Here is a 14,049-nt window from a genome sequence, read left to right on the forward strand (position 1 = left end):
AACTCTGAGAATCGGATTGCTGTTCGATCCCAGGTAGGACACCGGTCCTCCGGTTCGCAGTATTGCCCTCGCGCGGCGGTGCGATCAACTCTTTCATCCACGCGTTTGCTTTGATCTAGCTGTATTTCGCTTGCTGGGGACATTCGGGCAGCCCTTGCCGCATCTGCATCGATGAAGCTGCGTGGTCCTCCCCCCCAAACGTGGTTACAATACAATTACCATTCGCAGGGAATAAATTTGATGGAACAGCATGACGACCTATTAAACTTTGCTGACGACGCTGATGACGAGCTAGAAAAGCAGGAGAAGCCTGAGTTTTTCGCACAAGCCGTCCTCTACGGTACGGATTGGACCGTCAAAACGATACTTCAACAAATTGAAGACGGAAATATCGATCTGTCACCCGATTTTCAGCGTCGCGATGCATGGTCGTCTAAGAATAAAAGCAGATTCATTGAGTCTGTAGCACTTCAAATCCCAATACCACAGATTGTACTAGCAGAAAGAAAAGAGCAGCGAGGAACCTACATAGTACTAGACGGAAAGCAGCGACTAATCACGCTAGCACAGTTTGCAGCAAGGCTAGAAGATTCACACCCTGTCATTGCCATGTCGAAAGAAAGTCCGCCGCTGCGCTTGAACGGCCTAAAAATATTGAGTCAGCTTAACAAAAAGTCTTATTCAGACATTTGTGAGGATCATAAGCTCTCGGTATTCAAAACACAGTTTGACAATCATACAATCCGAAGCGCTTTAATTCGAAACTGGCCAGACGAAGATTATCTCTATGAGGTTTTTATCCGACTTAATACTGGCAGCGCAAAGCTATCTCCACAAGAGCTGCGCCAGGCAATGAAGCCTGGAGCATTTACTGAATATCTGAGCCTAAAGTCAACACAAATTAGTATTCTTCAAAACATATTGAAACTGGAAGGTCCAGATTTCCGTATGCGCGACGTCGATCTATTATTGCGAATGATAGCATACTCCTACCGCCTTGCAAGTTACAGAGGCAACCTGAAAGACTTCCTCGACAAAACACATGATGAGCTTAACGAAAAATGGGAACTACACCTACCTCCTATCGCTCGACTGACCGAAAACATTGAAGCCGGTTTGACCTATTTGTGTAACAACTTTGGCTCACCCCATCTCGTCGGACGCAGAGTGAAAAATGACGAGTATGAATCCAATATCAATCGCGCGCTTCTAGATGTTCAGTTAGCTTCAGTTATGTCTTCACACAACAGACTTCTGTATGAGGAAAAAGGACTGCGCTTAGCTGACGTGACTCACGAAGTATGTATGAACAACGCTGAGTTTGTTGACGCAATCTCGGGGACAACGAAATCCCTAACAGCCGTCCGTGCTAGATATTCGATTTGGCGCTCCGCGATTGAGTCACGCGTCGGAAAAATCGATATGCCGGAGCTGCCTTGATGCCTGCCGACTCCAAACATTTCACCGATCTAGTCACTGCACACCAGACACTATCATCAACCTATTTACCACACATAAACGACGTCGGCATCCCAACACCGAAAGAGCAGGAAATGGTACGTGCCTTTATAGCACTAATGCATTCGGAGATAGAATTTTACTTTGAGTCGATTTGCGAGGAAATCGTTCTCACAACGGAGGCTGAATTCAAAGCCGGTCGGGTCACATCGGCTGCTCTCGGACTGATAACATTCTCAGGCCAGCAACAATTGACACCCGGTGACAAGATAATACCGGACCAAAAAAGCTCGCCTCGGAAAATAGCCGAGCGCTTTTATACAGCCATCAAATTTTACAAAAAAGATTTAAGCGATAACCATGGAATTAGACAAAAATACCTCGCACCACTGCTCGTCCCATTGGGGTTAACTCAGGAAGACGTAGACCCAAACTGGGTTTTGCTAATAGACTCGTTCGCTGGAAAGAGAGGGGCTATAGCGCACAAATCCATGTTTCACATTGAGGCGCAATCAAAGAATATCAACCCTAAAGATGAGGCGGAGGAGGTTCGCCGAATATTATTCGACGATCCAAAAATAAAAGTTGCCGGATTAATTTCGTCCATCCAAAGCTTTGACGAGTGGGCAATGAGGAACATCGGCGCCCCCTCCAACAGATTTTTAAGCGGCCAACGACGGTATAACAGTTTTTTTAAGCGTATGCTTTGGCAAGTAATTAGAATAATTGAAAGAACTTAAATACCACCTAGCATGACACAAAAAAACTATCCCTGACCTATTCTCACCAATGGGTCAGAGGCTTTAAACCACTCCACCGCTACCTGATAGACGGGCTGCTGATGAGATTTGATACCATGCTCTTCCCTACCAGGGCGACATGGTATCGAGCACCGAACATGGCATTTGGCTCAGTCAATGCCCCGTACCATGCCACATAAGCACGCTGCTTGGCGATGCCCGAAGCTGCCTTTATTTGCCAGACCCAAAAAGCCAAAAGCCCGCAATCACGCGGGCTTCAGGGAATTTTCGCTAGCAGGTACCGGCAAATCCCGGCAACCCAATCATTCCCACTCAATAGTCGCCGGCGGCTTGCTCGACACGTCGTAGGTCACCCGCGAAATACCTTCGATCTCGTTGATGATACGGCCGCTTACCTTTTCCAGCAGTTCATACGGCAGGTGGGCCCAGCGGGCGGTCATGAAGTCGATGGTTTCGACGGCGCGCAGTGCCACTACCCAGGCATAGCGGCGGCCATCGCCGACCACGCCCACGGACTTGACCGGCTGGAACACGACGAAGGCCTGGCTGACTTTGTGGTACCAGTCGGCGTTGCGCAGTTCTTCGATGAAGATGTGGTCTGCCTGGCGCAGCAGGTCGGCGTATTCCTTCTTCACTTCGCCGAGGATGCGCACGCCCAGGCCTGGGCCTGGGAAGGGGTGGCGGTAGACCATGTCGTAGGGCAGGCCCAGCTCCAGGCCCAAGCGGCGTACTTCGTCCTTGAACAGCTCACGCAGCGGCTCGACCAGCTTGAGGTTCATCTCCTCCGGCAGGCCGCCCACGTTGTGGTGGGACTTGATCACGTGGGCCTTGCCACTTTTGGCGCCAGCGGACTCAATCACGTCCGGGTAGATAGTGCCTTGGGCCAGGAACTGGATGTTGTGCAACTGGCTGGCCTGGGCATCGAACACGTCGATAAAGGTGCGGCCAATGATCTTGCGCTTTTTCTCCGGGTCCGCTTCGCCCGCCAGGTTGTCCAGGAACTGGGCCTCGGCGTTGGCACGGATTACTTTCACGCCCATGTTCTCGGCGAACATGGCCATTACCTGCTCGCCTTCATGCAGGCGCAGCAGGCCGTTGTCCACGAATACACAAGTGAGCTGGTCACCGATGGCCTTGTGCAGCAACGCAGCTACCACGGACGAATCCACGCCACCAGACAAGCCCAGCAATACGTTGGCGTCGCCCACCTGGGCGCGTACCTGCTCGATGGCGTCGTCGGCAATGCGCGACGGCGTCCACAGGGCTTCACAGCCGCAAATGTCCAGGATGAAGCGGGACAGGATGCGACCACCCTGCTTGGTGTGGGTCACTTCCGGGTGGAACTGTACGCCGTAGTAGCCACGGGTATCGTCGGCCATACCGGCGATGGGGCAGCTAGGGGTGCTGGCCAGCACGTGGAAGCTGGACGGGATTTCGGTGACCTTGTCGCCGTGGCTCATCCACACGTCCAGGCCCAGCACGCCGTCTGCGTCGATATGGTCTTCGATACCGTCCAGCAGGCGGCTCTTGCCGACCACATCCACACGGGCGTAACCGAACTCACGCAGGTTGGAGCCCTCTACCCGCCCGCCCAGTTGCTCGGCCATGGTTTGCATTCCATAGCAGATCCCGAACAGTGGCACACCCAGGTCGAACACTGCCTTCGGCGCACGCGGGCTATCGGCCATGTGCACGGATTCCGGGCCGCCGGCCAGGATGATCCCGCGCGGGGCAAATTCGCGAATCGCTTCATCGCTCATGTCGAACGGATGCAGTTCGCAATACACACCGATTTCCCGCACGCGGCGAGCGATCAGTTGGGTGTACTGCGAACCGAAGTCGAGGATCAGGATACGGTGGGCGTGAATATCGAGGGCCATGGGGAGAACCTTGGAGGGCAGCTGCAAGCCATAAGCTGCAAGCCGCAAGTTGTTAGGAGCAACACAGCCGCTGCGGTATAAAACGCGGCGGCTGCGTTTTGCCTCAAGCTTGCCGCTTGAAGCTTATAGCTGGAAGCTGTCGGCGCAAGCCGACCGGTTAGCCGACCCTGTAGTTCGGCGCTTCCTTGGTGATCTGCACGTCATGCACGTGGGACTCGGCCATGCCGGCACCGGTGATGCGCACGAACTCGGGCACGGTACGCATCTCGTGGATGTTGGCGCTGCCGGTGTAGCCCATGGAGGACCGCAGCCCCCCCATCAGTTGATGGATGATGGCTGACAGTGCGCCCTTGTACGGTACGCGCCCTTCGATGCCCTCAGGCACCAGCTTCTCCGCACCAGCGGAGGAGTCCTGGAAATAGCGGTCCGAAGAGCCTTGGGCTTGTGCCATGGCGCCCAGCGAGCCCATACCACGGTAGGCCTTGTAGGAACGGCCCTGGAACAGCTCGATTTCACCCGGTGCTTCTTCGGTACCAGCGAACATGGAGCCCATCATCACGCAGTAGGCACCGGCCACAACGGCCTTGGACAGGTCACCAGAGAAGCGGATGCCCCCGTCGGCGATCAGAGGCACGTCCGTGCCCTTCAAGGCCTCGGCCACATTGGCCACGGCGCTGATCTGCGGCACGCCCACGCCGGCCACGATACGGGTGGTGCAGATGGAGCCTGGGCCGATGCCCACCTTCACACCATCCGCGCCGGCTTCCACCAGCGCCAGTGCCGCCGCGCCAGTGGCGATGTTGCCGCCGATGACCTGAACCTGTGGGAAGGTCTGCTTGACCCAGCGAACACGGTCGATCACGCCCTTGGAGTGACCGTGCGCCGTATCCACAACAACCACGTCCACGCCTGCAGCAACCAGCGCCGCAACCCGCTCGCCAGTGTCCTTGCCAGTGCCCACGGCGGCACCTACGCGCAGGCGGCCCTGGTCGTCTTTGCTGGCCAGGGGATAGGCCTTGGCCTTCTCGATGTCCTTGACGGTCATCATACCCTTGAGCTGGAAATCGGCGTCTACGATCAGCACTTTTTCCAACCGGTGCGTATGCAGCAGGTGGCGGACTTCTTCTTTGGTAGCGCCTTCGCGCACGGTCACCAAGCGGTCACGTGGGGTCATCACGTCACGTACGGGGATGTCCAGGCGGTTCTCGAAGCGCACGTCGCGGGAGGTGACGATGCCGACCAGGTCACCGTCATGCAGCACGGGCACACCCGAGATATTGTGCAGGCGGGTCAGCTCGAACAGGTCGCGAACGCTGGCGTCGGCTTCGATGGTAATCGGGTCCTTCACCACGCCAGCCTCGAACTTCTTGACCTTGCGGACTTCCGCGGCCTGCTGTTCGACGGTCATGTTCTTGTGAATGATACCGATGCCGCCTTCCTGTGCCATGGCAATGGCCAGGCGGGCTTCGGTCACGGTATCCATGGCGGCGGACACCAGGGGAATATTCAGTTCGATGCCACGGGTCAAACGGGTCTTGAGGCTGACTTCATTGGGCAGGACCTCGGAATAACCGGGGACCAATAGGATATCATCGAAAGTCAGGGCTTCTTGGCTGATACGCAGCATCGCGGGGGCTCCCGGGCGGGAAAAATGGAAGCGCGCCATCATACCCGTTTATGCCCTGCGGCTCAATGGACAGGCGACTTACAATTGCACGTCTACTACGCGCACCGGCCAGTCCAGGCGCGTGGCGAAGTCCTGCACGAAGGCGTCGGTAAACCCGGCTTCGCTCCAGCCTTCGAAAATGAACCCCAGGTTGGAAAACCCACAGGGCTGCAAGAACAGGAAACCATTGATGTCGTCTTCAAAGCCACACAGCGGGCACATGAAGTTGTCGGTCAAGCCGGGGTACCACTCGTCCAGGCTCTCGAACAGCGGCTCGCCCACTTCGCGCTGGCATTTGGGGCAGCCTGCTTCCTCAAGAAAGCCTTGCTGCGGGGTATAGATGCAGCGCTTGGTGACGATGCGCAGGCCGTTGAATTTCTCGCCAAAGGGGAGCCGCTCAGGATAACGCACCACACGGCGCGCGCCCTCGGCGATGGCATAGCCCATGCCGTTGCCGCCGCGGCAGCAGGTAGTGGCCTGGCCGTCTACTACGTTCTTGTGGACCAGCCAGCGCAACATCAGGCTGGCGGCGCCTTCGTTGCCGGGTACGGAGGACAGTTGTGGAACCAGAATGCTTTGAGAAGCCATGTAAACGCCATGCAACGTTGAAACGGTGGGCAATTCTACCATCAGTGGCCGCGACAGCCGACCGGGTTGCCTTTATTATCGGCCCATGAATAACGATCCCTTTGCCAGGCTCGGCCTGGATCGCCAGGTCCTTACCGTCTCCCAGCTCAACGGGCGCGCCCGGGTGCTGCTCGAAGACGTGTTCAGCAATGTGTGGGTGGAGGGGGAGCTTTCCAACCTGGCACGGCCGGCCTCTGGGCACGTGTACTTTACCTTGAAGGATGCCGGCGCCCAGGTGCGCTGCGCCCTCTTCCGTCAGAATGCGGCACGCGTGCGTTCTGCTCTACGTGATGGGCTGGCGGTAAAAGTGCGCGGCAAGGTGTCCTTGTTCGAAGGGCGCGGCGACTACCAGTTGATTCTCGATACGGTCGAGCCTGCCGGGGATGGCGCGCTGCGGCTGGCTTTCGAAGCATTGAAGGACAAACTGACTGCTGAAGGCCTGTTCAGCGCCGAACGCAAGCAACCCTTGCCTGCGCACCCCCGGCGCATCGGCATCGTCACCTCGCCCAGTGGTGCAGTGATCCGCGACATCATCAGCGTGTTCCGCCGCCGTGCGCCTCAGGTAGAGCTGACCGTGATTGCCACGCCAGTGCAGGGCCGCGAGGCCATTGCGCAGATCGTACGTGCCCTGGGCCTGGCAGACCGCCATGGCTTCGATGCGATCATCCTGGCCCGTGGCGGGGGTTCGCTGGAGGACCTGTGGTGCTTCAACGAGGAGGCGGTAGCGCGGGCCGTGGATGCTTGCGTAACGCCGGTGGTCAGTGCCATTGGCCATGAAACGGATGTGTCGATCAGCGACTTCGTGGCCGACGTGCGGGCCCCTACCCCAACAGCTGCTGCCGAGCTGCTGGCCCCGGACAGCAACGACCTGCAACGCCAGGTGGCCAGCCTTCAGCGCCGCCTGCTGTTGCGCATGCAGCATCGGCTGGCCCATGACCGGCTGCGGCTGGACGGGCTGGCCCAGCGCCTGCGCCATCCCGGCGAGAAACTGCGCCAGCAGGCACAAAGGCTGGACGACCTGGACATGCGCCTGCGCCGCGCCTTCGCAGCCGCCCAGCAGCATCGGCAGCAACGGTTGGTGCACCTGGATGCACGGCTGGCGGCCCAACACCCTGGGCGCACCCTGGCGTTGCTAGGGCAACGGCTGGAACAGCTCCGCCAGCGCCTACCCAAGGTGATGCAGGAACGGTTGCGCGCCGAGCGCCTTCGCTTGCAGGCCCAGGCCCAGGCCCTGAACATCGTTAGCCCCCTTGCCACCTTGGGCCGGGGCTACAGCATTCTGCTGGACAGCCAGGGCCACGCCGTACGCCGGGCCGAGCAAACCACACCCGGCCAACGCCTGACCGCTCGTTTAGGCGAAGGCGAGCTGAGCGTGCGGGTAGAAGATAACCATGTGGCTCCGGTCACCCTTTCCCTGCTGGATTGACCATGCGCCGACTGCTGTGTGTTGCGGTACTTGCCTTTAGCACCCTGCCCGCCTGGGCGGACAGCTACCTCACGCGCCAGTTGAACCGCCCGGTGCCCGGAGGCGTTGCCGTGGTAGACCTTGGCACTGGCGCTACCGCGCCGCAGGCTTCCCTGGCAGGTAAACCGGTGCTCGTGGTGAAAGAGCAGGAAACCTGGCGAGCCATCGTCGGCATCTCTTTGAAAACCCCGGCCGGCCCACTGGCGCTCCAGGTTCGGCAGGCCGGTAATGTGCGTAACGTGCCCTTCACGGTCGGCAGCAAAACCTACCCCGAACAACGGATCACGCTGAAAAACAAACGGCAGGTGAACCCCGAACCTCAGGACCTCACCCGTATCGACAAGGAGCTGGCCGAGCAGAACCGGGCCTATGCCAGCTTCAGCCCAAGCACGCCCAGCAACCTGCTGCTGGACAAGCCCGTGAATGGCCCACTGTCGAGTCGCTTTGGCGTACGTCGGTTCTTCAATGGCGAAGAGCGCAACCCCCACGCAGGCCTGGACTTCGCTGTACCAGCCGGCACGCCCATCCGGGCGCCCGCGGCAGGCAAGGTCATCTTGGTAGGCAACTACTTCTTCAATGGCAATACCGTGTTCGTCGACCACGGCCAGGGCTTTATCAGCATGTTCTGCCATATGTCGAAGATCGATGTGAGCTCGGGTCAAGTGCTTGCACGAGGCACGGTGGTGGGTCGTGTAGGCAGTACCGGCAGGGCAACCGGGCCCCATATGCACTGGAATATCAGCTTGAATGATGCGCGGGTTGATCCTGCGATCTTTATTGGTATGCCTTGAAAACGAACTGGTCCAGATTAAGCAGATCAGGCCTTTGAACCTGACGGTTTGCCAGGAGTAACGGAAACTTACATGCCTGTATGCTTTGAGAAAGCTACTCATAGGCCACCCCATGCTAATGCTTACCGACTCAGCCAATACCCTAAGCAGCAGTGTTCCCTCCCCTCATGAACGTTATAGGTACCGTTTCACCCCCTGGGGTTTTATGTCCATTGGCCCAAGCGGTCCAGGCCTGCATGGTGAATGGCGTGAATCAGGTTCTCAATACCTGATGGGCAATGGGTACCGCCTGTATCAGCCAACACTTATGCGCTTTGCGTCCCCTGACAGCCTCAGTCCCTTTGGAAAAGGCGGACTGAACGCTTACGCCTTCTGCTCAGGCGATCCCTTGAACGCGACTGATCCCACCGGGCATATGCCAGTTCCTTTAATGGCTATGACACGCTCATTGGACGATGTCATTGAAGCGGCCCGCAACATCGCCGTGCATCTGGACCCTTCGAGCACACTGGCGCTAAGTTCTGTTTCCCGCTCATGGAGAGATGCACTGAGAGTGGAGCAAGCAGCTGCTGTGCGTGCTATGCGTGCTGAGCGTGTAGGAAACTATGCGCGGCATGCGCCCGCATTTGCCGAAACTTTTGTCATATCTCGACTCACCGACGGTGATGTACCCAGTGAGGTGCTATTGCATTCGTGGGGATACAGGACTGCGGATATACCCCATGACACGAGGGAGTATTTGCGCGGGAAAGATACTGGCTTCCAAAATCAGGCAAGCGCTTTGAACCGCTTAGAAATAATGCACAGTGTTCTTAAACAGGAGTTCCCGATTACCCAAACCAACGAGGGAAGGCAGGGCTATGAAGTCATGCTAACGCAATCACACCGACGCATGATTTCTACTGTTCAGCACCACACGCGTCAACCGGAATTCTGGTTCGATCGGTTGCCGTCGCTCCACTGATCTCAACGCTGTTGCTATGCCAAAAGCACGTGCGAGCCAATTGATCTCAACCTAGCTGTCCGTCTCGTCAGCGGCATGACCCTACAATACAGACCAGGGCGGACTGATTCATGCGCAAAAAAATGCCATTTTCTTAAGGATCAACAAATTTTTTTTGCCTACAGCGGCTCAATCAGCGTTTTTATACCAATCTTTTTCAGTCGCTTGCGATATTCCCCTGCAATGGTTAGGGTTCTAGCCATGAATAACCCACGCACCCATATTCTGCTGCGCCAGCACCTGACCTTGAACCTGGTCAGCTTCCGACTGCCGGGCTGAATCGCTGCGCCTTGCCTCTTTAAACGACCGTATTCAGAAGCCAAGCAGGCCTATTGCCGCTGCCGCAAAAGGATTAGCCCCATGACCATGCTCAAAGACCCGTCCAGCAAATACCGCGCGTTCCCTATTATCGACCTGCCCGACCGTACCTGGCCTTCAAAGGCCATTACCGAAGCGCCCATCTGGTGCAGCTCGGACTTGCGGGACGGCAACCAGTCGCTGATCGAACCCATGGACGCCGAGAAAAAGCTGCGGTTCTGGAAAACCCTGGTCAAGGTTGGCGTAAAAGAAATCGAAGCGGCCTTCCCATCGGCATCGCAGACTGATTTCGACTTCATCCGTACCCTGATCGAAGATGGCCACGTGCCCGAGGACACCACCATCCAGGTGCTGACCCAGGCCCGTGAAGACCTGATCGCGCGCACGTTCGAATCCCTGCGTGGTGCCAAGAAAGCCATCGTGCACCTGTACAACGCCACCTGCCCTTCTTTCCGCCGCATTGTGTTCAACCAGGACAAGGCCGGTGTGAAGGAAATCGCGGTCAGCGCGGCCAAGCTGTTCGTGAAATACGCCGCTCAGCAACCGGACACTCAGTGGACCTTCCAGTATTCACCGGAAACTTTCAGTGCCACCGAGCTGGAATTTGCCAAGGAAGTGTGCGACGCAGTGATTGAGGTCTGGAACCCAACGCCTGAGCACAAGATCATCCTTAACCTGCCCGCCACGGTAGAAGTGTCCACACCCAACGTGTACGCCGACCAGATCGAGTGGTTCTGCCGCAACGTAAACCGTCGGGACAGCGTGCTGATCAGCCTGCATACCCACAACGACCGCGGCACCGGCGTGGCAGCGACTGAATTGGGCCTTATGGCGGGTGCCGACCGCGTCGAAGGCTGCCTGTTCGGCAATGGCGAACGTACCGGCAACGTGGACTTGGTTACCTTAGGCCTGAACCTCTATACCCAGGGCATCAACCCTCAACTGGACTTTTCGGACATCGACGGCGTGCGCAAGGTGGTCGAAGAATGCAACCAGTTGCCTGTTCACCCGCGCCACCCCTACGTGGGCGACCTGGTACACACCGCATTCTCCGGTTCCCACCAGGATGCTATTCGTAAGGGCCTTACCCAGCAGCAGGAAGGCGCTGTATGGGAAGTACCGTACCTGCCGATTGACCCTGCCGATATTGGCCGTAGCTATGAAGCGGTTATTCGCGTGAACAGCCAGTCGGGCAAGGGTGGGATCACCTACCTGCTGGAACAGGAATACGGCATCAGCCTGCCACGCCGCATGCAGATCGAGTTTAGCCAAGTGGTACAGGGCGAAACCGACCGCCTGGGCCTGGAAATGACCGCCGAGCAAATTTACAAGCTGTTGCAGAAGGAATACCTGCAGGCCAACCTCCCCTACGCGTTGGTCAGCCATCGGTTAACTGAAGAGAACGGTAACAGCCAGGTATTCGTGGAGATCAGCAGCGACGGCGAAACCCTGCACTGGAAAGGCAAAGGCAACGGCGCGCTGGAAGCCTTGGTGGGCTGCTTGCCCGTGGCTGTGGAAATCATGGACTACAACGAGCACGCCATCAGTTCCGGCACCAATGCCAAGGCGGCGGCCTACATCGAGCTGCGGGTGGCCGGTGAGCGGCCGGTGCACGGCATAGGGATAGACGAAAACATCACTACGGCCAGTTTCAAGGCGTTGTTCAGTGCGTTGAACCGTTCGCTGAGCCAGCGGGCGGCACAGGCAGCATAAGCAACACAACCCCGGCATTGGCTTCGTAGGAGTAGGCGCTAGCTTGCGAATATTCATTTCGCCCGCTGCGCAGGCTCCCACACAGGCCTCTGCCCTGAACACACCCACGGCATTGGCCTTGTGCAAGTAGGCGCCAGCCTGCGAACAATCATTTCGCCCGCTCTGCAGGTTCTCACACAGGCCTCTGCCTTGAGCACACCCACGGCATTGGCCTTGTGGGAGTAGGCGCCAGCCTGCGAACAATCATTTCGCCCGCTCTGCAGGTTCTCACACAGGCCTCTGCCTTGAGCACACCCACGGCATTGGCCTTGTGGGAGTAGGCGCCAGCCTGCGAACGTTTATTTCGCCCGCTGCGCAGACTCCCACACAGGCAAGCTGCCCAAAGCGCCTTGCACCGCGACTCAGGACAGCTCGAAACCATCCGCATCCAGGTGTGCCGGGAAGCGGGTACGGTAGGCCGCCAAATTGGCGCTGCTCAAGCTTACGTGAAACACGCCTTCGGCATTGCCTGCGTTGAGCAGCGTTTCACCCTGGAAATCCAGCGCCTGGCTATCGCCGCTGTAGGCATGGCCCTTCCCATCCGAGCCCACTCGGTTGATTGCGGCCACATAGCACAGGTTTTCAATGGCGCGGGCCGGTAGCAGCCGGTTCCAATGCTGGCGACGGGCGCCGGGCCAGTTGGCGGTGTACAGCAGCAGGTCTGTGTTCTCAGCATCCCGGCTCCACACTGGAAACCGAAGGTCGTAGCAGATCAGCGGGCGAATACGCCATCCCTTCAGCTCTAGCCGTACCTGGCGTTCGCCTGCTGCGTAATGCTCGTGTTCGCCTGCCATGCGAAACAAGTGTCGCTTGTCGTAATACAGCACAGTACCGTCTGGCCGCGCCCATAACAGGCGATTCCGATACGTGCCGTCTTGGGCCTGAACAATCACGCTGCCCGTGACCACTGCATTCAACTGCGCGGCCTGCTCGCATAACCAAGCCTGAGTCGGCCCCTGCTCAGGTTCTGCCAGGCTGGCTGACGCCATTGAAAAACCGGTGGTAAACATCTCAGGCAATACCACCAGGTCTGCACCCTTTGCCTGCTGCAGTAATGCTGCAAAGCGCATCAGGTTTGCTTCACGGTTGTGCCAGGTCAGGTCACTTTGTACCAAGGCCAGCTTCAGGTCGGGCAGGTCATTCAGATCGCGCATAGTTTCTCCGCCGCTGCCCGCAAGGTCGCTTCTTGCTTGGCAAAGCACAGGCGTACCAGCCGCTGCCCTTCTGCAGGCACTTGGTAAAACACTGAAATTGGGATAGTCGCCACGCCATGCTCGGAGGTCAGCCACAAGGACATGTCCACATCATTCAGGTCTGGCCGAATAGCGCTGTAATCCACGACCTGGAAATAGGTGCCCGATGTGCGGGTGAAGGTAAAACGCGAATGGTCCAGCAGGTCGCAGAACAGGTCACGCTTGGCTTGGTAAAACGCGGGGAGCTCATCCACGTGTTCCGGGTGGGCAGCCATGTAGTCCGCAAGCCCCCATTGCAGCGGGGTCACGCCACAGAAGTTGACGTACTGGTGAACCTTGCGCAGCTCGGCGGTCAGCGCTGGCGGTGCGACCACATAGCCGGTTTTCCAGCCTGTCACGTGGTAGGTCTTGCCAAAGGAGCTGACCACAAAGGCATGCGAGTACAACCCTGGATGGGCCAGCACACTGGCATGGCGCACACCGTCGTACACCAGGTGCTCATAAACCTCATCACTGATGAGGTACAACCCGCGCGCCTCCACTAGTGCTGCAAGGCGGTCCAGGTCCTCGGGGCTGACTAAGGCACCGCTGGGGTTGTGGGGGCTATTAAGCATAATCAGGCGGGTACGGGGGCTCAGCGCCGCCGTCAGCCGGTCCCAATCAATGGCAAAAGTATCCGGGTTGAGTTGCACATGAATACATCGGCCGCCCGCCAGCTCCACGGACGGTTCATAACTGTCATACACCGGGTCAAACACGATCACTTCATCACCCGGCCGCACCACCGCCTGAACCGCGCAGAAGATGGCCTCGGTGGCGCCAGGGGTAATGGTGATTTCAGCGTCAGGGCTTACCGAGGCGCCATAGGTGCGGGCAATCTTGGCTGCCACCTGCTCGCGCAAAGCTGGCAGGCCGGTCATGGGGGAATACTGGTTGTGCCCGTCCATCACATGCCGCGCCACGGCTTCGCGCAGCGCCAGTGGCCCATCGAAATCAGGAAAGCCCTGGCTGAGGTTCAACGCGCCGGTTTGCGTAGCGAGCTGCGACATGGTGGTGAAGATGGTAGTGCCAACATTTGGCAGTTTGCTAACGATCATCTGGGTCCCCTGGCCTGCGCCCATGGATCGGGCGAAGG

The 14,049-nt window shown here is 57.9% G+C and carries 11 protein-coding genes; 6 read left to right on the top strand and 5 right to left on the bottom strand.

Features of this window, described 5'->3' with window-relative positions:
• The first annotated feature begins 240 nt into the window (after window positions 1–240).
• Window positions 241–1,440: a GmrSD restriction endonuclease domain-containing protein gene (locus ACSAMW_RS09835; RefSeq protein ID WP_500593765.1), complete on the top strand. Its 1,200-nt coding sequence runs from the start codon at window positions 241–243 to the stop codon at window positions 1,438–1,440.
• Window positions 1,440–2,198: a HEPN domain-containing protein gene (locus ACSAMW_RS09840; protein WP_500593766.1), complete on the top strand. Its 759-nt coding sequence runs from the start codon at window positions 1,440–1,442 to the stop codon at window positions 2,196–2,198. The genes ACSAMW_RS09835 and ACSAMW_RS09840 overlap by 1 nt, the downstream gene beginning before the upstream one ends.
• Before the next feature lie 323 nt (window positions 2,199–2,521).
• Here ACSAMW_RS09840 and guaA read toward each other — a convergent pair whose 3' ends face one another.
• The 3 genes from guaA to ACSAMW_RS09855 form a co-directional block, all read right to left on the bottom strand.
• Window positions 2,522–4,099, bottom strand: a complete 1,578-nt coding sequence (gene guaA / locus ACSAMW_RS09845) for a glutamine-hydrolyzing GMP synthase (RefSeq protein ID WP_168084434.1) — start codon at window positions 4,097–4,099, stop codon at window positions 2,522–2,524.
• A 157-nt stretch (window positions 4,100–4,256) separates the two neighbouring features.
• Window positions 4,257–5,726 (bottom strand): IMP dehydrogenase, encoded by a 1,470-nt coding sequence (gene guaB, locus ACSAMW_RS09850; protein WP_168084435.1) that lies wholly within the window; start codon window positions 5,724–5,726, stop codon window positions 4,257–4,259.
• A 78-nt stretch (window positions 5,727–5,804) separates the two neighbouring features.
• On the bottom strand, window positions 5,805–6,353 hold the full coding sequence (locus ACSAMW_RS09855; RefSeq protein WP_500593767.1) for a sugar ABC transporter ATPase: 549 nt from the start codon (window positions 6,351–6,353) through the stop codon (window positions 5,805–5,807).
• 85 nt (window positions 6,354–6,438) lie between these two features.
• Here ACSAMW_RS09855 and xseA point away from each other — a divergent pair, with 85 nt between their 5' ends.
• The 4 genes from xseA (at window position 6,439) to leuA (ending at window position 11,682) form a co-directional block, all read left to right on the top strand.
• Window positions 6,439–7,818: an exodeoxyribonuclease VII large subunit gene (gene xseA / locus ACSAMW_RS09860; RefSeq protein ID WP_500593768.1), complete on the top strand. Its 1,380-nt coding sequence runs from the start codon at window positions 6,439–6,441 to the stop codon at window positions 7,816–7,818.
• A gap of 2 nt (window positions 7,819–7,820) precedes the next feature.
• Complete coding sequence (locus tag ACSAMW_RS09865) at window positions 7,821–8,648, top strand: peptidoglycan DD-metalloendopeptidase family protein (protein ID WP_500593769.1); 828 nt, start codon at window positions 7,821–7,823, stop codon at window positions 8,646–8,648.
• A gap of 112 nt (window positions 8,649–8,760) precedes the next feature.
• Window positions 8,761–9,612, top strand: coding sequence for an RHS repeat-associated core domain-containing protein (locus tag ACSAMW_RS09870; protein ID WP_500593770.1), 852 nt, complete (start codon window positions 8,761–8,763; stop codon window positions 9,610–9,612).
• Window positions 9,613–10,011: 399 nt separating this feature from the next.
• Entirely contained in the window at window positions 10,012–11,682 is a 1,671-nt protein-coding gene (gene leuA, locus ACSAMW_RS09875) for a 2-isopropylmalate synthase (RefSeq protein WP_168084439.1), read from the top strand.
• Between the two features lie 401 nt (window positions 11,683–12,083).
• Here leuA and ACSAMW_RS09880 read toward each other — a convergent pair whose 3' ends face one another.
• Together ACSAMW_RS09880 and ACSAMW_RS09885 are read right to left on the bottom strand one after the other, a co-directional pair.
• Window positions 12,084–12,875: an amidohydrolase gene (locus ACSAMW_RS09880; protein WP_500593771.1), complete on the bottom strand. Its 792-nt coding sequence runs from the start codon at window positions 12,873–12,875 to the stop codon at window positions 12,084–12,086.
• Window positions 12,863–14,011, bottom strand: a complete 1,149-nt coding sequence (locus tag ACSAMW_RS09885) for a pyridoxal phosphate-dependent aminotransferase (protein WP_500593772.1) — start codon at window positions 14,009–14,011, stop codon at window positions 12,863–12,865. Before ACSAMW_RS09885 ends, ACSAMW_RS09880 begins: the two co-directional genes overlap by 13 nt.
• Window positions 14,012–14,049: the final 38 nt, after the last annotated feature.

It is taken from the genome of Pseudomonas sp. AB39(2026) (assembly GCF_059831485.1).

Excerpts from the sequence above, each read along its gene's own strand:
- ACSAMW_RS09835 (WP_500593765.1), top strand. The coding sequence starts at position 241 with ATGGAACAGCATGACGACCTATTAAACTTTGCTGACGACGCTGATGAC.
- ACSAMW_RS09840 (WP_500593766.1), top strand. The coding sequence starts at position 1,440 with ATGCCTGCCGACTCCAAACATTTCACCGATCTAGTCACTGCACACCAG.
- guaA (WP_168084434.1), bottom strand. The coding sequence starts at position 4,099 with ATGGCCCTCGATATTCACGCCCACCGTATCCTGATCCTCGACTTCGGT.
- guaB (WP_168084435.1), bottom strand. The coding sequence starts at position 5,726 with ATGCTGCGTATCAGCCAAGAAGCCCTGACTTTCGATGATATCCTATTG.
- ACSAMW_RS09855 (WP_500593767.1), bottom strand. The coding sequence starts at position 6,353 with ATGGCTTCTCAAAGCATTCTGGTTCCACAACTGTCCTCCGTACCCGGC.
- xseA (WP_500593768.1), top strand. The coding sequence starts at position 6,439 with ATGAATAACGATCCCTTTGCCAGGCTCGGCCTGGATCGCCAGGTCCTT.
- ACSAMW_RS09865 (WP_500593769.1), top strand. The coding sequence starts at position 7,821 with ATGCGCCGACTGCTGTGTGTTGCGGTACTTGCCTTTAGCACCCTGCCC.
- ACSAMW_RS09870 (WP_500593770.1), top strand. The coding sequence starts at position 8,761 with ATGCTAATGCTTACCGACTCAGCCAATACCCTAAGCAGCAGTGTTCCC.
- leuA (WP_168084439.1), top strand. The coding sequence starts at position 10,012 with ATGACCATGCTCAAAGACCCGTCCAGCAAATACCGCGCGTTCCCTATT.
- ACSAMW_RS09880 (WP_500593771.1), bottom strand. The coding sequence starts at position 12,875 with ATGCGCGATCTGAATGACCTGCCCGACCTGAAGCTGGCCTTGGTACAA.
- ACSAMW_RS09885 (WP_500593772.1), bottom strand. The coding sequence starts at position 14,011 with ATGATCGTTAGCAAACTGCCAAATGTTGGCACTACCATCTTCACCACC.